This is a genomic window from Streptomyces sp. NBC_00287 (genome assembly GCF_036173105.1).
Classification (GTDB): Bacteria; Actinomycetota; Actinomycetes; order Streptomycetales; family Streptomycetaceae; genus Streptomyces.
In genome coordinates this window covers 156,381-174,224 of the sequence record NZ_CP108053.1, presented here as the reverse complement: position 1 = coordinate 174,224, position 17,844 = coordinate 156,381, and the positions used below count along the sequence as shown (strand labels likewise).

16 protein-coding genes and 5 pseudogenes are annotated in these 17,844 nt (G+C 67.8%); 11 read left to right on the top strand and 10 right to left on the bottom strand.

The window, feature by feature from the left end:
- Positions 1-603 precede the first annotated feature (603 nt).
- Complete coding sequence (locus tag OHT76_RS00955) at positions 604-2,157, top strand: M28 family metallopeptidase (protein WP_328868770.1); 1,554 nt, start codon at positions 604-606, stop codon at positions 2,155-2,157.
- Positions 2,158-2,406: 249 nt separating this feature from the next.
- On the opposite strand, the gene OHT76_RS00950 is transcribed toward OHT76_RS00955, so the two are convergent.
- Both OHT76_RS00950 and OHT76_RS00945 read right to left on the bottom strand, forming a co-directional pair.
- Positions 2,407-2,862: a hypothetical protein gene (locus OHT76_RS00950; protein WP_328868769.1), complete on the bottom strand. Its 456-nt coding sequence runs from the start codon at positions 2,860-2,862 to the stop codon at positions 2,407-2,409.
- A gap of 2,424 nt (positions 2,863-5,286) precedes the next feature.
- A complete protein-coding gene (locus OHT76_RS00945) occupies positions 5,287-6,903 on the bottom strand; it encodes an IS4 family transposase (protein WP_328876208.1) in 1,617 nt (538 codons plus the stop codon).
- 164 nt (positions 6,904-7,067) lie between these two features.
- Between OHT76_RS00945 and OHT76_RS00940 the strand changes: the two genes are divergently transcribed.
- From OHT76_RS00940 to OHT76_RS00930, 3 genes are all read left to right on the top strand, one after another.
- Positions 7,068-7,349, top strand: coding sequence for a hypothetical protein (locus tag OHT76_RS00940; RefSeq protein ID WP_328868768.1), 282 nt, complete (start codon positions 7,068-7,070; stop codon positions 7,347-7,349).
- Positions 7,350-7,441: 92 nt separating this feature from the next.
- The gene (locus tag OHT76_RS00935; protein ID WP_328868767.1) at positions 7,442-7,795 is read left to right on the top strand and encodes a hypothetical protein; all 354 of its coding nucleotides are present in this window, start codon (positions 7,442-7,444) and stop codon (positions 7,793-7,795) included.
- Positions 7,796-7,916: 121 nt separating this feature from the next.
- A complete protein-coding gene (locus OHT76_RS00930) occupies positions 7,917-8,408 on the top strand; it encodes a hypothetical protein (protein WP_328868766.1) in 492 nt (163 codons plus the stop codon).
- Between the two features lie 45 nt (positions 8,409-8,453).
- Here the strand turns inward: OHT76_RS00930 and OHT76_RS44060 are convergent.
- The 3 pseudogenes from OHT76_RS44060 to OHT76_RS00915 form a co-directional block, all read right to left on the bottom strand.
- Positions 8,454-9,000, bottom strand: a pseudogene (locus OHT76_RS44060) (ATP-binding protein); the annotation flags it as partial.
- A gap of 195 nt (positions 9,001-9,195) precedes the next feature.
- Positions 9,196-9,737 (bottom strand): annotated as a pseudogene (locus tag OHT76_RS00920) (class IV adenylate cyclase).
- Positions 9,738-9,964: 227 nt separating this feature from the next.
- Positions 9,965-10,150: pseudogene (locus tag OHT76_RS00915) on the bottom strand (hypothetical protein); the annotation flags it as partial.
- A gap of 62 nt (positions 10,151-10,212) precedes the next feature.
- Between OHT76_RS00915 and OHT76_RS00910 the strand changes: the two are divergent.
- The 4 genes and pseudogenes from OHT76_RS00910 to OHT76_RS00895 all read left to right on the top strand — a co-directional run.
- The gene (locus OHT76_RS00910; RefSeq protein ID WP_328868765.1) at positions 10,213-10,776 is read left to right on the top strand and encodes a DinB family protein; all 564 of its coding nucleotides are present in this window, start codon (positions 10,213-10,215) and stop codon (positions 10,774-10,776) included.
- 179 nt (positions 10,777-10,955) lie between these two features.
- A complete protein-coding gene (locus tag OHT76_RS00905) occupies positions 10,956-11,204 on the top strand; it encodes a hypothetical protein (RefSeq protein WP_328876765.1) in 249 nt (82 codons plus the stop codon).
- A complete protein-coding gene (locus OHT76_RS00900) occupies positions 11,090-11,689 on the top strand; it encodes an ATP-binding cassette domain-containing protein (RefSeq protein WP_328868764.1) in 600 nt (199 codons plus the stop codon). Before OHT76_RS00905 ends, OHT76_RS00900 begins: the two co-directional genes overlap by 115 nt.
- Positions 11,611-11,893, top strand: a pseudogene (locus OHT76_RS00895) (acyl-CoA dehydrogenase); the annotation flags it as partial. The gene OHT76_RS00900 and the pseudogene OHT76_RS00895, both read left to right, overlap by 79 nt.
- A 123-nt stretch (positions 11,894-12,016) precedes the next feature.
- Here OHT76_RS00895 and OHT76_RS00890 read toward each other — a convergent pair.
- On the bottom strand, positions 12,017-12,289 hold the full coding sequence (locus OHT76_RS00890; protein WP_328868763.1) for a hypothetical protein: 273 nt from the start codon (positions 12,287-12,289) through the stop codon (positions 12,017-12,019).
- Between the two features lie 377 nt (positions 12,290-12,666).
- Here OHT76_RS00890 and OHT76_RS00885 point away from each other — a divergent pair, with 377 nt between their 5' ends.
- The gene (locus OHT76_RS00885) at positions 12,667-13,275 is read left to right on the top strand and encodes an NAD(P)-dependent oxidoreductase (protein WP_328868762.1); all 609 of its coding nucleotides are present in this window, start codon (positions 12,667-12,669) and stop codon (positions 13,273-13,275) included.
- Here OHT76_RS00885 and OHT76_RS00880 read toward each other — a convergent pair whose 3' ends face one another.
- Positions 13,276-14,175: a LysR family transcriptional regulator gene (locus OHT76_RS00880; RefSeq protein WP_328868761.1), complete on the bottom strand. Its 900-nt coding sequence runs from the start codon at positions 14,173-14,175 to the stop codon at positions 13,276-13,278.
- 55 nt (positions 14,176-14,230) lie between these two features.
- On the opposite strand from OHT76_RS00880, the gene OHT76_RS00875 reads away from it, so the two are divergent.
- Positions 14,231-15,010, top strand: coding sequence for an inositol monophosphatase family protein (locus tag OHT76_RS00875; protein WP_328868760.1), 780 nt, complete (start codon positions 14,231-14,233; stop codon positions 15,008-15,010).
- 62 nt (positions 15,011-15,072) lie between these two features.
- Here OHT76_RS00875 and OHT76_RS00870 read toward each other — a convergent pair.
- Together OHT76_RS00870 and OHT76_RS00865 are read right to left on the bottom strand one after the other, a co-directional pair.
- Positions 15,073-15,502: pseudogene (locus OHT76_RS00870) on the bottom strand (IS5/IS1182 family transposase); the annotation flags it as partial.
- A 626-nt stretch (positions 15,503-16,128) separates the two neighbouring features.
- Positions 16,129-16,440, bottom strand: a complete 312-nt coding sequence (locus tag OHT76_RS00865; RefSeq protein WP_328868759.1) for an NIPSNAP family protein — start codon at positions 16,438-16,440, stop codon at positions 16,129-16,131.
- Positions 16,441-16,585: 145 nt separating this feature from the next.
- Between OHT76_RS00865 and OHT76_RS00860 the strand changes: the two genes are divergently transcribed.
- Positions 16,586-17,266, top strand: coding sequence for a class I SAM-dependent methyltransferase (locus OHT76_RS00860; protein WP_328868758.1), 681 nt, complete (start codon positions 16,586-16,588; stop codon positions 17,264-17,266).
- Positions 17,267-17,324: 58 nt separating this feature from the next.
- Here the strand turns inward: OHT76_RS00860 and OHT76_RS00855 are convergent, their stop codons facing one another.
- Positions 17,325-17,570, bottom strand: coding sequence for a hypothetical protein (locus OHT76_RS00855; protein WP_328868757.1), 246 nt, complete (start codon positions 17,568-17,570; stop codon positions 17,325-17,327).
- Between the last annotated feature and the right edge of the window lie 274 nt (positions 17,571-17,844).

The window sequence follows — 17,844 nt, the reverse complement described above, 5'->3', positions numbered from 1 at the left end:
CGCTCTTGTCCTGGTCGCGGTCGTCCTGTTCGTCCCCAGCGAGACACCAGCCCGCCGACTGCGTCAGCTCATCCAGGCATGGCGGATCCCCACGGAAGCTCCCATCGGGCCGGAGCCGGTGCAGATTCCCCCGGCTCCACCCCCGCCTTCCCAAGACGGCAGATGACAGCGGTCCCCGTCCCGCGAGATCCAGGCGGCTGTTCACCCCGCTGGGGTGTCCGGAACGCGGAATCGAACTCCTCGACCGCGTCGACGAAATCAAACGCCGCGCTCCTGGCCGCCGTATTCGGCCGTACGGCGGCCAAGTGCTGCGGCTCTCGCCCGCACTGCCCGGCCGCGCCCACGACCTGACGCGTCCTCCAGGTCCTGGATCAGAGGTTGCCGAGGCGGGCGTTCTATGGCCTCAACGCGTGTACGTCGTGGGGTGACTGGCAATGCTGTCACGGCTCCGAGTGGCGAGCCTGTGGCCCGCATCCGCGCATGCTCCAGTTGACGTCGAAGTTGAACTGCTTCTTGGCAGTGGGCAGTCACAGGGTTAACGTGCCTCGACCGTGTTCTCCCGAACTGCCGATCTGTCTGTTGACCTGCCGTGAGAGGACCGTTATGTCCGCACGTCATAGAGCGGCGGTGACCGCCACCCTGGCCGCCGCCGCACTGGTCACCCCCCTCCTCGTCGCCGGGCCTGCCACCGCGGGTGCCGACAACCCGAGCTGGGCCCATCGGGGTGACGCACTGGCGAGGAACCTCGTCAAAGAGTCCACAGCCACGGGCGCCTTGCGCCATCTGAAGGTCTTTCAGGCGATAGCCGACCACAACGGTGGCACCCGCGTGGCCGGTTCCAGGGGCCACGAGCAGTCCGCCGCCTACGTCGAGGCGGTGCTCAAGGCCGCAGGGTACGAGGTCTCCCGTCACGAGTTCGACTTCGTCTACACCGACGAGATCGCCGAGTCCCTCTCCGTGGTCTCGCCCACGCCGCGCGACGTTCCTATCCAGCTGATGACGTACACCGCCAGCGGCCCCGAGGGCGGGGTGACCGCGGACGTGGCAGTCGCCCCCGTGGACGCCGACAACACCCATGGCTGCGAGCCCACCGACTTCGCCCCCGGCGCCTTCACCGGCAAGATCGCCCTGATCAAGCGCGGCGGCTGCACCTTCGCCGTCAAGCAGGCCAACGCCCACGCAGCGGGCGCGGCCGGTGCCGTGGTCTACAACAACACCGGGGGCACGCTCAACGGCACCATCGGCGACGCCACCCTCGGCAAGATCCCCACCGGCGGCATCACCCAGGCGGACGGCGAGACGCTGGCCGCCGAGGCCGCCAAGGGCCCTGTGAAGGTCACCCTCGACATCCGCGAACTGCGCGAGAACCGCACGACCTTCAACGTCGTTGCGGAGACCCGCGGCGGCGACGCGGCCAACACCGTCTTCCTCGGAGCGCACCTGGACTCGGTCACCGACGGCCCGGGCATCAACGACAACGGATCTGGCTCAGCCGGCATCCTCCAGGTCGCGCAGAAGCTGGCCAAGTCCCAGGGCAAGGTCAAGAACAAGGTGAAGTTCGCCTGGTGGTCGGCCGAGGAGTTCGGCCTGGTGGGCTCGGAGGCGTACGTCGCCTCGCTGACCGAAGCGCAAAGGAAGCAGATCAAGCTCTACCTGAATTTCGATATGATCGCCTCGCCGAATGCCGCCTACTTCGTCTACGACGGCGATGACTCGGACGGCACCGGCGCCGGCCCGGGCCCCGAGGGCTCGGCCCAGCTGGAGCAGGGCATCAACGACTTCCTCGATTCCCAGGACATCCCGCACGAGGGCACCGACTTCACCGGTCGTTCCGACTACGGCCCGTTCATCGAGGTCGGCATCCCCTCCGGCGGCACCTTCACCGGCGCGGAGGGCATCAAGACCGAGGCGCAGGCCGCGAAGTTCGGCGGCCAAGCGGGTGTGGCGTACGACGTGAACTACCACGCCCCCGGTGACGACATCGACAACATCAACATGCTTGCGTTCGACATCAACATCGACGTCATCGCCGATGCCGTCGGCCACTACGCGTACGACCTCGAACCACTCACCAAGCCGGTGGAGTCCGCGCCGACGGACGGGGACTCCGGCAGCGGCGGCGGCCTGCACGACGGCCACGAGCACGTGAGCGAGTAGACGATCCACCACCCAACGCGCTGCGGCCTCCCGCCTGGGGGGCCGCAGCTGCGTCACAGACACCCCCACCGAGTGACCGGCTCTGTCGACCGAACGACTACCCCCCTCCTGGCGTAGCTGGAGGTGCCGGACGCTGAGCGCGCCCGGGAGCACGAGGACGCCTCAGATGGTCTCTTCCTGTGACAGCGACCGGGACGCTGCGCAGCAAGTACGCCTGGTCGGCCGACGCCTTCATGGGGTAGGAGCGGGCTACGTCGTTCCTCTGCGCTGGTGCGGATGGCTGAGTGGGGAACGGGGTGTTGTCGAGCGCGCCCCACTGACCGATTCCGGCCCTGGTTGCGCATCCGCTGCGGGGTCGGGGAGTTCGATGTCCGGGGCCATCGACTGCGCAAGCCGGGCCTGCGCACTCGCGGCATCGTCGGCGACGCTGCTGCGCAGCCACGCGTGGACGAACAGCTGCGCATAGCCGGCCGCGTCGGCGGCCACCGTAGTGGTGCGCACCGTGGACGGCTCGGTGGGGGTAGCGGCCTGGACGGTGGCCGGGGTGGTGGTGACGGCGACGCCCAGGGCGATGGGGCCGGCCGCGATGAGAGTCCACACGGCGATGTGTGTGAGGCGTACGCGGCGCCGCATCGCGTCGAGTGCGAGGCCCGCGGCCATCGGTGGGGTCGCCTTGCTCCTCGAGGCTTGCTTGCCAGGGGGCATGGTCAATCTCCCAGGTCAGAAACGGATGTTGCTGACGTCGAGGACATCCGCCGGGCCCGACCGGACCACCGACCACGAGACCCCGACCACGGTCACGATGGGGTCACGAAGTCATGGTCGGCTCCGTGGTCGGCCCCACCGCGGCCCGGACCAGGTCCCGGCTGTGACCGGCGGCAGGGCCACGTTCGGCACCTGATGCCCGGACCGACGGCCGCCGGCGGCCAGTGCCGCCGAAACGGCCCACCCCGCATCTCGACGCACTGAGGCAAGTCACGCCGCAGTGTCGGGCGGCTGCGCAGTGTGTGCTCCGGGCCTGTGCAACGCGCGAGGGGAGACCCGGCGAGGGGCTGTGCGTAGGAGCGTTGCGCAGCCTGACTGCGCAGGATGCAGGGCAGGTTGCACACCCCCGCTGCGCAGCCGGCCGTTTCAGGATGCGCAGCCGCTCTGTGTAACTGCTGCGCACTGGGCTGAGGGTGGGGTGGTCGGGTCTGTGGTGGGGCCAACCACAGAGCCGACCATGACTGCTGGGCAGCTGCGTTGCCGGATCGTGACCGTGGTCGGGGCCTGCTGGTCGGTGGTCGGGTCGGGTCCCGCGCGTGAGCTGAGTTCATGGACCACACCCCGGTCTCCGCATCTGGGACCACCGACCGCCGGTCTGCGGCGGGCCCGGTGTGTTCCGGAGACCGGGCGTGGCCCGTTTCGGGGGCCGGGCGGTGAGCCGCTCGGGGATGGGGATCCGGCGCGGGGTGATGGCGGCCGATCAGTTCACCCAGATCGCCAACGGCCTGTTCCGCGATAGCCGGTTGTCGTTCAAAGCGAAGGGGATCTTCGGGTACGTCAGCACGCTTGGTCCGCGAACGCGAACGCAAACGCGGCCCCGACGGAACCCTCGGCGCGGCCGCCTACGTCGTCACTGACCTGCCTGCCGTGCAAAGCCTCAGGTCGCAGCCAGAGTCGGGTTTTCCACCAGTGGATGAGCCTACGTTGGCCGACCGGCCCCTTAAGAACACTGCGCCTGGCGAGGACCTGTGCCCGGCCTGCATCGGCTGGCCGCCCTGCCGAACCTGCCCCGGCCCCACTCCTCGGCGCGCCCATGCCGACGGCGACGGCGTGCGCCTCCGCCTTGGCCACCCACCTGGAAGGGAGCAGTCCGTGACCGACACGATGGCAGCTGCACCCGCGAGCACCTCTTCATCCACAACCTCAGACTCTGCATCGCCCGAGAACGGCTCCTGTTGCAGCTCGCCGCCCCGCAGGCCACAGCACGTCGGCTGGTCTTGATGCCACCCGAGGGCCGGGGCAGTGGCCCTGGGATGCCACCGCCCGGGCCGAGAATGCAGCCTCGTGCTGCCCATCAGGGGGAAGGCGTCACTACACCGCTTTCGTTGACGGTGAAGCGACCGTTCTTCGCCCAATTGAAGGTGCCGTCCTTGATCCACTCGATCACCGCCGCCTGGACCGTGGCATGGGGGCCGGCCCAGGGGCGGCCGGGGCGCCCGCCGTAAGGCGTTCCTGATTGCGGGGTGCAGCGCGGTCCGGAGCAGCCCTCCCGCAGAATCGCGCGATCCCCGCGCTCGTAGTCCTGGAGCTCTGCGCGTCCATCACCGAGGTTGCGTTGCTCGCGTTCCGGAAGCGAGGGCCCATCGCCATCAAGTTCGACGGCCCGTTCGAGGGCTACGTGGGGGCGCAATGTCAGAGACCGCTCAGTGGCTCAAGGACTGGCATGCCGCACATGAACACGATCTTCACTCTTGTGGGATCAGCTCTGCCGTGAAGCGGCCCCGTCCCAGGAACCTCGCCCCGGGGGCGGCCGAAGGCCACGGCAGTGAGTCTCACACTGGAATCAGACGAGCGCACGTGGATGGCGTTCCTATGGGAATCGGGTGCCACTTCACTGCTCTTCATCGACTCCGGCACCGAGCACACCTGGCAGGACCAACCAGTACTCACGTCAGAGAACGACCTGCCACGGAGCCTGGCGCCCCTCGTGAAGCTAGTCGCAGCAGCTGCCGACGGAAGTTAAAGAACAAGCGGACGGGCTGTTCTCTATCCGCTCACGTGGTCGATGGGGTTCGAACAGCGTCCTGGTTCCGGTGAGTTGGCCCGTGTGTGGGCATGGAAGAGGGGCCTCTTGGTAGCTCGCGGTTGTCGAATCCAGCGAGAATCAAGAGGCCCTGTTGTCGAAGTGTCGCGTGGTCGCGGTCGCTGAGTCCAGTTCGTCCACTCGTGGGTGTGACTGCCTCGCCCATAGGTTCCGCAACGCGGCTGACCGAGCAGTTCGTCGGCCCCGGTATGGCTCGGACATGAGTCATGCCGAGTGGGCCCTGGTGCGGGATCTGGTGCCGGTTCCGGGCTGGCTGGCAGGCCGCGGGGGCCGCCTGGAGGGCTACTGCCATCGGCAGATGATCGACCAATGCCACGTAGTTAAGGGCGAGTTGGCGGTGTCAAGCCATCAGGGAATGTGATCTTGTAGGTGCTCGGTGCCGTACGAATGAGCCGTCCGTTTCGGGCCCAGTAGCAGAGTTGCGCGTTGAAGCCGCTGAGGATGCGTCCCGTAACGGTGAGGCCGAGGCGTTGTGCGATCTCACGGGCGTGCATGGACTCGTTGGAGTTCATCGCCAAGATCTGGCAGACCCTGTCCCAGCGGCCGGAGTCAGCCCTGTGTCGGGCATGCGTGCCGGTGAGGCCCGGTGGACGAACGCTGATCTCGATGGTCGTGATCGACGTGCTGCCGCGAGATCGACCATCGCGATTCCAGTTGTTGTAGCGGGAGGTTCCGCATTTCACGATGCGGGTGGACAGCCGCATCCGACGGCCGGGAAGCAGCGTCTGGAGGACGCGGGCACCGATGCGTCCCACCAGGTCGCAACCGATGATCGGCTCAGCGGCGGGAGTGGATCCGGCTGAGCTGATGACCGTGTCGCGGGCGGCTTCCAAAGCGACGGTGAAAGCGGCTCGGTCGGGATCGCAGCCGGATGCCGTCTCCACCGCGGTAACCATGACAGAGCGCAGGGCTTGATAGAGAGTGAGCAGTGCCCACATCTCCTGCGTCAGCCCCACCGGGTCCTTCGAACGCAGGACTCGCCCCTGGAGCAGAGTGTGACGGAGCGCCAGGTATGCGATCTCGATCTCCCAACGCTCGTGGTAGAGATGCACCAGGTGGTCGGCGGGGTCGCTGGAGTGGTCGGTGAGTGTGGTCAGCAGGCGGTAGGTCCCGCCGAACACGCCGCCGTCGGCGGTACGGGAGCGGACCTCGGCCTCGATCACTCGCAACGAGAGGTCACCGATCCGGGTCAGGTAGGAGCCGTCGGGCAGCAGTGCCAGCACCGGCGGGCGTCGGACGCTGGTGGCGCGAATCAGGAACTGGGCCCCTTGAGCCGCGATGTCTACCAGCAGTCTGTTGCTGTCGAAGGCGCGGTCCGCCAGAACAAGCATGTCCGAGGTCAGGTGGCCGACCAGGTCGTGAGCGTAGTCGGTTTCACCCTTGCTGGCGGGGCCGAAGACGGCGCCGATCAGGCCGCGGGTGCCGGTTTCGCACAGAGTCATGAGCATCAGCCGGGGGTAGCCCGTTGGACCGTGACGGCGCTGGGTTCGGCCGAGCCAGGACCAGTTGCGTTCGTGGTCGGGGACGTTCAGGCTCCCGCAGCCGTCGAAGGCGACCGTGCGCCAGCAGCGGTAACGCACTCCGGGCGTGGACGGCTGGGCCAGCGGGCCGGCCAGCACGTCGAACAGCTGCTTGAGCGGGGCCACGCCGACCCGCCGACGGAGATCGCGAAGTGCCTTCTCCGATGGTCGCGGCACCATGACGGTCAGTCCGGCCACGAGTTTGCCCCACACCAGGCCGGTTCCCAGGTGCCCGAACAACCCGAGCGCGAGTACGAAGTACACCCCGACGCGTGAGGGGAGACTTCGCAGTCGTCGCTCGCGAGCCCCGGTCTCGTCCAGCACTGCATCCACCAGCTCGAGTGGGATGACCTGCGTCAACTCACCGATATGACCAGGCGCGAACACGTCGGTTCCGCCCGTGACAGACTGAGCCACAGGGCCTCTGCTTCCTCAGGTAGATCTTGGTCGATCCCCTGAATAGCAGAGGTCTCCTCTTTCTCACCTCACCCTTGACACTGCCAACTCGCCCTTAACTACGTGGCATTGGATGATCGACGCACTGCGCTTACCTCGTCGACAACGGGATCAAGTGGCGGGCGATGCCGTCCGATTTCCTGCCCTGGCCGCGTGTCTACGCCTTCTTCGCCCGCTGGCGGGACACGGGGCTCGTGAGCGAGCTGCACGAACGGTTACGGGAGGCCGTCCGCGCCTACGAACGCCGCGGTCCGGAGCCGAGCGCGGGGGTCATGAACTCGCAGTCGGTGAAGGCGGATGCCACCGCCGCCCTCGCCTCACGGGGGGTTCGACGCAGGCAAGCGGATCAACGGGCGCAAGCGGCGAACGACCACCCCCGCCAGCGTCATCTGGGAATCGTCACTTGAAGTAGTTCACGGGTGCCGAACAGTCTCTCCGGGTTTCGGTGTGAACCTCACAGGCAGTGATCTTTATTCGGTCGATTCCGCCGACGAGGTCCGTGTCGCCGATCCACCTTCCTGGCTGGGGGAATTCGTCGCTCATCGAGCGGCTCGCCGCCGGCCGACGGCAACGACGCATCGAGGCCGTCCCCGAACCGCTGCGGCAAGCAGTCGTCGCCTTCAACGCCTCCCGGATGCGGGCCCAGGACCGAGCCCGCCGCGCGGGCACCCGCCCTCGCAGCAATCACACCTTGGAGACAGCCCTGGCCACCCTGCGTGACCTGGCCGTCTTCCTGGTCGACGAACGGGACGAGAACGCCTGGACCCTCGTCGACGTGGACGACGTCGAAGCTTTCCTGTCCACCCTGCCCAAGGGACGCAAGCGGCGGCTGACCGTGCTGTGGCAGTTCTGAGTGGCAGCCAGTGCCAGAGAATCCGCTGGTCAGCAGTCTCGCCATACCCCAGACTCGGACGGGCGCGAGGGGCCCTCGGTAATCAGCGCAGGGAACCCGCGACCGAAAGAAGGGAACGAGGATGGCCCTCCTGCGACTCGTCTGGGTCCTGTCCGGACGTGGTTGGGCCGACTGCATCGTCAGCGACCACCAGGCGGAAGCCGAACTCACGGCCTCCTATGTCACCACGGCCCCCGAAGATCTCTTGACGGCAGTAACACGTCTGATCGTCGGCGAGACCGAATGTCGAGCGCAGTTCGAGGCCGAGCCCACCGCCTTCCGATGGATCTTCTACCGTGCAGGCACCAACGTGTGGATCCGCGTGCTGGAGCTGACCAACGGTAGTGCCCACGACAACACGGGGACCGAGATCTGGTCCACCCAGCAGGACATCGACGTCGTGGCCCGAGCAGTGATCCGTTGCTTCGACGAGGTCGTGAGGGAGTACGGCGAGAGCGCATACCGCGGCAAGTGGGGTGAGCACTTCCCCCGAGCCGAGCTCGAAGCCCTCAGGGCCGCGTGGCGCGAACGTCGAGGCGACTGGGCAGCCTCCTCGACACCATCGAACCCGTGAAGTTTCGCCAGCACCAGGCACGGGTTCGCCGGAACATGTGCGCTTTGCTGGTGCCCGGTTGCTGGTGATGAACAGAGACCTGCCCTGACGTTCGCCGACGAATTCGTAGAGGTCGTCGGCCTGGGCCGCGGACAGGTGGCGCATCGCGAAGTCGTCGAGGATGAGGACGTCCGGGCGGACGAGTTCGCGGATCCGCTTCTCCCAGGTGCGGTCCGCCTGGCCGCTGGCGAGGTCGGCGAGGATGCGGCTGGTCTTGGCGAAGCGGACGTGGGCGCCCTGGCGGCCGGCGAGGTGGCCGACGGCCTGGGCGATGTGGGTCTTGCCGACGCCGACAGGGCCGAAGAGAATGACCGACTCGCCGGCGTGAGCCAGCGTAGGGCTCCCAGGTCGCGGACCTGTGCGGCGGGCAGTTGCGAGCCGCGGTGAAGTCGAACTCCTCCAGGGTGACCCGCTGCTCGAACTTCGCGCGCTGCAGGCGGCGGCGGTTTCTCGGCGGGTGATCTCGTCCTGGCAGAGGATTCTGGAGGAAGTCGAGGTGGCCGAGCCCGCCGCCGTGGGCCTGGGCGAGGCTGGTGTCGAGGGTTTCCAGCATGCCGGACAGTTCGGCGAGAGTCAGGAACGCCGGCCGCGATGCCGCGCCCGCGACCGTTGGTTCGGTCGTCGGTGCGCTCGGCCGCTGCGAGCTGTCGCCCTATGCCCTTCGGGTCGCCGCTCCGGGCGGGGCAGTCGGCCGGGCCGGGCCTGGAGGAGCGGCGTGGTCAGCGGCTCGCCGTGTGGGTGCTGGTGGTCAGTGTCGTTGGGCTGCGACGGCGCTTGGGTAGGTGTCTCGTGTGACGTCGTGCGGGGTGATGCCCAGTTCGTCGAGGACGGCACAGATGTCGTCGAGGGCGGCCGTCAGGTCGTCCTCGTCTACGAGGGTCTCGATTTCGAGGAAGGTGCCGTCGATTTAGGGGACGCGTACGAGTATGGCGAGCATCGGTCGACCGCGGGCTTCGAAGGCGTAGTTGCGGCAGCGTTTTTGGAACGCGATCCGCGAGATGTAGCAAGGCCTTGCAGGATGGCGTGTGCTGCGTCGGCGTCCCCGACGAGTGTCTCGTGTTCGGGTTTGGAACCGGATGCCTCGTTGACCGCAGCGGCCTTCCAAGTGAGGACGGTGCGGGTGCTGTTGGGGCCGTGGACGCTACGGACGCGCAACTCCTGGTCCGCCGTCACCAGCGAGCCATCCCGCCGGTCGAAGTAGGTGTCCTGGTACACCTCCACGCAGGCCTGCACGCGGTCGCGCATCACCGCCGCCGCGTGGACGCGTGCCTTCAGCTCTGCCTCGATCACGAACCGTTCCCCTTCTTGTCAGACCGTACGCTCAGCGTCGGCGATGGCTGCCCCGAGCATCCGGCCAAGCCCCCGCCAACAGCGGGCGGTACGGCGGCTCAGTACCGCCCCGGCGCCGTGGGGGAACGGCGGCTCTCGGGGCGGTGTGCCGTACCCGCGAGTGCTGCGTAGAAGGGCCCGCCAGGCGCATTTCTTGTGTGGTGCGGCCAGGGGTGCCGTGCGGGACGTCAGCTGCGGCTGTGCAGGCTCTCCGCCGCGTCGAGGATGAGGTGCCAGGGGTACTCCTTCAGTTTGCCCTGGCCGGGCTGGTTCGGTACGAATCCGCCTTCGCCGTACAGCACTTGGACGCCCATGTCCCGTAGCTCGGCGACACTGCGCTCGAACTGTCGGTGCTGGACGTAGGCCGCGTTGACACGGCCGGCGACGGCGTCCGCGAGGGTCGCAGCCAGGTCTCCGTCGTATGTAGTGTGCGGAAATGACAAGAAGCGAGCGACTCGCAGAGCAGCTGGACTGGTACTGGCACAAAAACCTGCGGCCGCGGCTGGACGGTCTTACCGATGAGGAGTACTTCTGGGAGCCGGTGCGCGGCTGCTGGAGCATCCGCCCACGTGGCGCGTCGGCCGCACCGATGTCGGAAGGTTCGGGGGAGTGGACGATGGACTCCGCGTCCCCTGCCCCGGTGCCGGCGCCGGTGACCACGATTGCCTGGCGGCTGGCGCACATCATCGTCTCCTGCCTGGGCTATCGGGTCGGATGGTACTTCGGCGGCCAGGACGTCGACTCCCAGACATTCGCCTACGCGGGGACCGCTGACGAGGCGCTGAAACAGCTCGATGAGATATACGGGAGATGGAACGCGGGGGTCCGCGAGCTCTCGGACGCTGACCTGGAGAATCCGCCCACGGTGGGTCCCGAGCGGTTTCCCATGGAGAACAGGATCCTGCACGTCAACAGGGAGCTGATCCATCACGGCGCCGAGATTTCCCTGCTGCGCGACCTCTACCGCTGGCAGGACGGAACCGTACCGCGCCGAATATGACATTCCGGTAACCGGCGATCGAGCTTCGGACACCTACGGGGACTCCGTGACGCTCCGTGGCTGCGAGCTTCAGTGAAGCTGCGCCTTCTTGAAGTAGCTGGTCAGGGTGGTGGCGTGAGGGTCGTTCGGGGTGGTCCTGCTGGTGTTGGGCGGATGTCTCGGGTGTAGATCATCTGTCAGTGGGCTCCTTCGAGGTTCGTCACCCGACCGTCCCTTCCCAGCGCCTGGAGATCCGGCGCCGACTCGGCTACCTGCCGCAAGAGTTCGGCATCTACCGCAGCTTCACCGTGCGCGAGTTCCTCTCCTATGCCGCATGGCTGAAGGAGATGCCGGGCACCGCCATCCCCGCCGCGGTGGAGGATGCCGCCGACCGGTCGGGCTCGCCGACCGCATCGACCGCAGACTGCGGGCCCTGTCCGGCGGGATGAAGCAGCGCGTCGGCATCGCACAAGCCATCATCAACGACCCCGAGCTCCTGCTCCTGGACGAGCCGACCGCAGGGCTCGACCTCGAACGCAGAGATGAATTCCACGCCCTGCTGCGCGACATGGGACAGGCCGCCTGCATCGTGCTCACCACCCACCAGCTCGACGACATCACCGAAGCATGCTCCACCGCGACCGTTCTCAGCCGCGGACGCATCGCATTCCGGAACGGTCGCAGAACTGGCAACCGCAGGGGGCTACACGGCAGTCCTGCGCCGAAGCCAGCGCAGGAGACCACGGCCCCACCCACCCGGCACGTCCTGAACCACAGGAAGCCCCTCGTCGGCGTTGACCCCGGCAGGAACTGCGTCCCACTGCGGGGTTGGGATCTCGGACAAGCCCCTGAGCCCTCGACCTGCTGCTCGCCGTCGGGCAGCTTTTCGCGCTCGTCGTCCGCAAGCAGCTGGTCCTGGAGCAGGCAGCCCTGACGGGCCTCGACGAGGACGTACTCGACGAGCTGTTCGCCGTCCGCGTGCGGGACTTCTCCGCGCACCCAGTCGAGCTCCACGGGAAGGACTGCGCGACCGAGGAGCAGCAGCTTTGGGCGCTCGGCGCGGTCCGCGCCCGGCGGTCGACGCGGCGCGTTCGCAGCGCGTTGAGCCCTGACACGGGCCTACGAGATGATGCCCTGAGACCCCCACGCCGCCTCGGAACGCTTGGCGCAGGGGGGCCACCGCCGTGCTGCCCCAGGCGTTCGCCGCTGAGGTGCAGCGGTTGCCCGAAGGACGAGGGGGTGGCAGTACTTCGTAGGCGGCTCAGGTGTGGAGGCGCTCGCGGACCTCCACCTCAGGCACGAACTCCGTGGGGAACAGCGCCTCCGCCGGCTTGATATGCCGCAGTTTGATCGGCCGCACGGCGATGGGGAGTCGTTTGGCGAGTTCGGCGACACCGAAGGCGTCGTCCAGATACGACCGTTGAAGCACGCAGTTGATCTTGACCTTGAGGTCGAGTTCGAGCGCCCGGTCGATCGTCGCGGGATACCCGCGGGTCTCCGCCGCCCATGATCTCGGTGGACTGTGCGTGATCAATGCGGTGCAGGCTGATGCTCAGGTACGTGGGGCCAGCATCGTGCAGCGCGTTCAGGGTCAGCCTCGGCGGAAGTTGCCGTGGCTGGTCATGCCGGCGGCCGACTGTTGGCGAGCCGGTCGGAGTGGCTCCGATGAGGGCGAGGATGTCGGCACACAGCGTCGGGTTTCCGCCCAAGCGGTGTGCCTTGGATCCCAATGAAATGCGAGCACTCCGCGCGCAAGTCGGGCTCCGCTCATTTCATGGCGCTGGAGATCTCAGTAGGGCGCGAGGACGCGGCGCGCTGAGCCCCCTCCGAGACGGGGATTGCGTCTTGGTAACTCATCAAGTCAGAAGCTTGCACTTGATGTTAATTAGCGGGCTCCCTAACGTTCTCGGCATGAACCTCACCGTCCTCGCGGCCTCCGGCCGCACCGGAATTGCCCTCACCCGGCAGGCGCTGCGCCGTGGTCACACCGTGACCGCCATCGCGCGTGATCCCGAACGGATCGCTCTGCCCGACTCCGTGAACCTGCGCAAAGTTGCGGGGGATGTGAACGACGCGGCCAGTATCGCCGCCGTTGTGGACGGGGATTCCGTGGTCCTCTCCGCGCTCGGTACGGACCGGGCCGGGGTTCTCCTGTCCGGTGCTCGGGCTGTCGTCGCCGCCGGCCCACGGCGTGTCATCTGGCTCGGTGCCTACGGCACGGGCAAGTCGGCCGATGCGGCGGGGGAGGGCGCGGGCGTGCTGGCCAGGGTGCTGGGCGACCGGCTCGCGGACAAGGTCGCGGCCGACGACACCGTTCTCGCGGCCGGGGGCACCGTCTTCCATGCCGGGATGCTTGGTGATGGGCCGGAGAGCCCTCGTCGGCGCACGGTCGGTCTGGAGTCCGCGCCTGCTTTCGACTTCGGTGCGGTGGTCAGCCGGGAAACCGTCGCCGCGGCGATGCTCGACGAGGCCGAGGCGCCGGATTTTCCCGGGGTCGTGGCTCTGCCGTTGGCGGAGTAGTCAGCAGGCGGTGATCTCCTCGAGCGACGCCCGGACCTGCTCGCGGAGCCAGGCATGGGCGGGGTCGGAATCGTAGCGCTGATGCCAGTTGCAGTTGAGGGTCGCCGCCGGGGACTCGATCGGCAGCGGCAGGGCGACCAGGCCGAACGCCTCGATGAGCGGGCGGCCGAGAGTCGCTGTGCAGGTGACCAGCGCGTCACCGCGGGCGGCGATCTGCAGGGCGGTGGACACCGTGGCCACCGCCGCTACCACCCGGCGCCGCAGACCTTCGGCGGCCAGCACGTCGTCGATCGGTGCGGTGAGGCGGCCACGCCGGGAGACCACCACGTGCGGGTGCGCCGCATAGGAGGCCAGGTCCAGTCCGGCGACGCACGAGTGGTCCGCGCGCATCGCCACGACGAGCCGGTCGTCGCCGAGCGGCTCGGACCGGAACTCGGGCAGACTCGGTCGACCACCACCTATTTCCAGATCGACGCGGCCATGACGCAGGTCGTCGGCGTCGACGGCCCTCTCCGCCAGCACCCGCAACTGCACTCCGGAAGCCCGCTCCTGGATCCTTTCGACCAGTACCGGTACCAGGGATGCGGCCACCGCATCGTGACACTGGATCGTGAAGGTGCGCTCCAGTTCGGCCAAGTCCAACTCGCGGATCGGGCGAAGCACCTCGTGGGCCTGCCTGACCAGCCGGTGCACCTCCTCCCGCACCGAGATCGCGTACGGGGTGGGGGCCATGGAGTGGCCGGTGCGCACGAGGATGTCGTCCCCGGTGACGACGCGCAATCGGCCGAGGGTGCGGCTGACCGCGGGCGAGGACAGGTGCAGCCGCTCGGCCGCGCCTCTCACGCTGCCCTCCTCGAGCAGGGCGTCCAGCACGGTCAGCAGATTCAAGTCCAATTGCATGGAAGTAAATCCTAACCAGATGCAGATCCACTTCGATCAACTTACGGAGCATGCCATGAGCCAGGAACTGCTTGCCGCGACCGTCACCGCCGTCCGCCACGCCGGCGCCCGGATGATGACGCGCTATTCCACCGAGTCACGTCAGCCCGGGCTCCCCGAACTGCTCGCGGACCTCCAGGCCAACGACGCTGCCGTGGTCGACATATTGCGCCCGGCGTTGACCGAGGCCCTGCCAAGTGCGGGCTGGCTCAATGACGAACACGGATCGGGGCCGATGGCCGGGGGCGAGTGGTGGCTCATCGACCCGGTCGGCGGCAACATCAATGCCGTGCACGGCATGCCCGACTGGAACATCGGCGTGAGCCTCGTGCGCGACGGCCGCCCGGTGCTGGCGGTGGTCTACGCCCCCGTCCTCGACGAGATGTTCACCGCGACCGAGGGCGGCGGGGCGTTCCTCAACGGCGTACGGCTGCGGGTATCGGCCAAGACGTCGCTGGACGGCGCACTGGCCGGGACCGGCCAGGCTCAGCCGGGTCACGACCCCGAGCTCGCCCAGCGGGTGGGCTCCGCCGTTACCGCGATGCTGAACTCCGCCCTGTACGTACAGGTTTCCGTACCGGTGACCGGCCAGCTCGTCCAGGTCGCGGCGGGCCGGATGGACGTGCACTGGCAGTTCGACAATGTCCGGTCCCACGCGGCAGGTGTCCTACTTGTCCAGGAGGCCGGTGGCGTCGTGACCGACATCGAGGGCAAGCCATGGGAGCTGGCCACCGAAAGCTACCTCGCCGCCGCGCCGGGCGTGCACGCCGCCGCGCTGGAACTCCTCACCGCATGACGGAAGTCCGGACCGGCCCTTCTCATCACCACGACGAACGGGAGAATCACGCATGACGACTACCGTGCCGGCCGGGCTTTGTCGGCCCCGAGGTGGTTGGGGCGCGTGCGCGGGTGTCCGCCTTCTGACTGATGCACCCTGATCTGCTCCAGCACGGGGATCAGTTGCGGGGCATCGCCCCACTGGCCGGGTGTAATGACGAATGCCAGCAGGCGGCAGCCGGCCTCACCCACCAGGTGGATCTTGCAGGTCAAGCCGCCGCGTGAACGGCCCAGAGCTTCGTCGGGACGATGGCGCGGCGGCCTACTGCGTCTGCCGGCCATCTTTGGCGAACGGGGTCGGGCTCCCGCTGCATGTTGATTGGCCCGACAGGAAGTGGAGTCCAAGCACACCATCCTCCAGTCGATCCGGCCCTCAGCATCCGCAGCGGCCATGAACGGCCCGCAGGATTCGCTCCCAAGTGCCGTCCGCCGACCGCCTGCGACGCCGGTCAGCGAGCGCACGGCCCTGCGTCTGGTCCCTGGCACGCTGCACGCGAACCAGCTCCTGCGACCCGCGCCTCCCCCGGCTGAACAGCTGCCGCAACGCGACCGATCCCCGGGCGAGTGCGCGGGCGCGGATGCAGACGTTGCCTGCCCCGGGCAGCATCCGGCCCGCGCGCTACGGATGCCGGGACGCCCAGCCGCCCCACCCGGCCGACCAAGCGCACTCAGGGCGGCGCCGTTCAGCCAGGTCGCGGGCATCGCAGAATGTATGGACTCTATGATCGTCCCTTGGACGCAGGCGGGGTGCGGACGCGGAATGCCAGGCGTCCCGCCCGCCCGATGTGAGGGGGGCTGCAGGCCCGGCTTCACTCCCACGACGCGCTACGCCACCGCCGACATTGCCGCCCAACTGGCCCTTGCCCGGGCGCCTCGCCACCGCCCTCTTCTCGTTGAGGGCCATCACCTCCCTGGCGGCCCACCTTCACTGCCGTAGGCGCCTGTCGCACGCAAACGTCACGCTCCCGTCCGACGGACACTCGCTGCGCTGAGCGCACAGCACAGCGCCGAAACCCACGACCGCGCACCGGTCGTCCTATCCGCCCGGTAGGAGCGCACCACGAACCTGTCCGCGGTCTAGGACGGGCCGTCGAGCGGCCGGAGGAAGCGGCGCTCGTACCGCTTGATGCAGCGGGTGTCACGGGCCAGCTGGAACGCCTCTTGGCACTCCGGGTCGGACATGCTGTCCGTGCGGTACTGCTCGTAGGCGGCCAGGCTGGGAAAGGAGAAGAGGGCGTAGGCGATGTCGCTGTCGCCCTCACTGGGCAGGAAGTAGCCGTGGTGCGTCCCGCCGAAACGGTTGACGAGCCGGACCCAGCGGCGACCGTACTCCTCGAAATCCTCAAGTTTGTCGGCGTCGATCTCGTACTTCAGATGAATGGTGATCATGCCTGCATGATGCCGTGTGACGGTGCGGATTGCGTGGGCAGAACCAGCAGACCGCACCGGCGTTGGCGCATGGTGCGGAGCGTGACCGCCTTGAGAGCGGACGAGGTCCCTGGAGGGCCGGGGGCCCGGGCAGGAGGGATAACTGATGGCATCGACGGCGTCCTATGACGAGATCGCTGACTGGTACGAGAGCGAGTTCCTCAACCGCCCGCGTGCCGTAACAGGAGACGGGCACCCCCTGAGCCTGGACGTCCTCCTGAGCGATCTTCTGGGTGAAGGCAGCGGCACCTGCCTGGAGATCGGTTGTGGCACCGGCATCCACGCAGACCGCCTCCGGGCGCTGGGCTGGACCCCGATCGGCGTCGACCTGTCCGGCGGGATGCTGCACTATGCGCGTGAGCGGCTGCCGGTCGCGCAAGCTGACGCCGGGCACTTACCGGTCCGTGACGGTTTCCTGCCGGCGGCCATCGCGGTGATGGTGCACACGGATATGCCCCGGTACCCGGAGGTGCTGCGTGAGGCCGTCCGGGTTCTGCGTCCGGGTGGCGTGTTCGTGCACATCGGTGTCCATCCCTGCTTCTGCGGTGGATTCGCAGCTCGCGGCCACCGTGAGGCAGTGGTCATCCGCCCCGGCTATCTCGACGGCCGCTGGACCAAGGCGTCCTGGACGGACAAGGGGGTGCGCGACAAGGTCGGCGCCACCCATTGGCCACTGCCTGAACTGCTGCACGCGTTCCTCGACGCCGGTCTGACACTCGACCGGTTCGCCGAAAGCGGAGCCCCCACGCCGGCCGTGCTGGCCATCAAGGGCACCAAGCCTCGGTGATCCAGTGTGGACACTGCTGCCCCGTCGTTTCCCGCCTCCCCGTGATCAGCTGAGGAGTTCAAACCGCCCAGTCGTTCTCTGCCCGAAGCCGCCGGCGAGCGGCCTCAAGCCTGTGGCCATAGTCCGCTGCGAACAACTCGGGAAGCGTCTTGTCCAACGTCCCGGCAATGCGATGGATCGGTGACCACACCGCCGGATCATCGATGACGCGACCGAGGTCCGTCATCTGGAGCTTCTCCAACCAATCCGACAACACCAGTGCTTGATCGCTCGTGAGCTTGATCGTGACCTGGCTATCGCTCATGCGCCCACCCCAACACCCTGGCACTCAACTTCGCCCACCCGAACCTACTGGCCCGTGCCCTTGACCGAACACATAGGGGCACCACCCCCGCGGCGAGGAGTGGAAATCTAACGGCGGATCCGACGATCACGGGAGAGACGTCAAGTGACTGGTACCGCCGTGGAGTTGGAGACAGTGGAGCCTGTCGAAGGTGCCCAGTTGGGGCAGCTTGCGCCCGTGTCCGACGAGCAGCGGGGGCACTACTGAACCCTGCCTCCTCAGGGATCCCAGACGC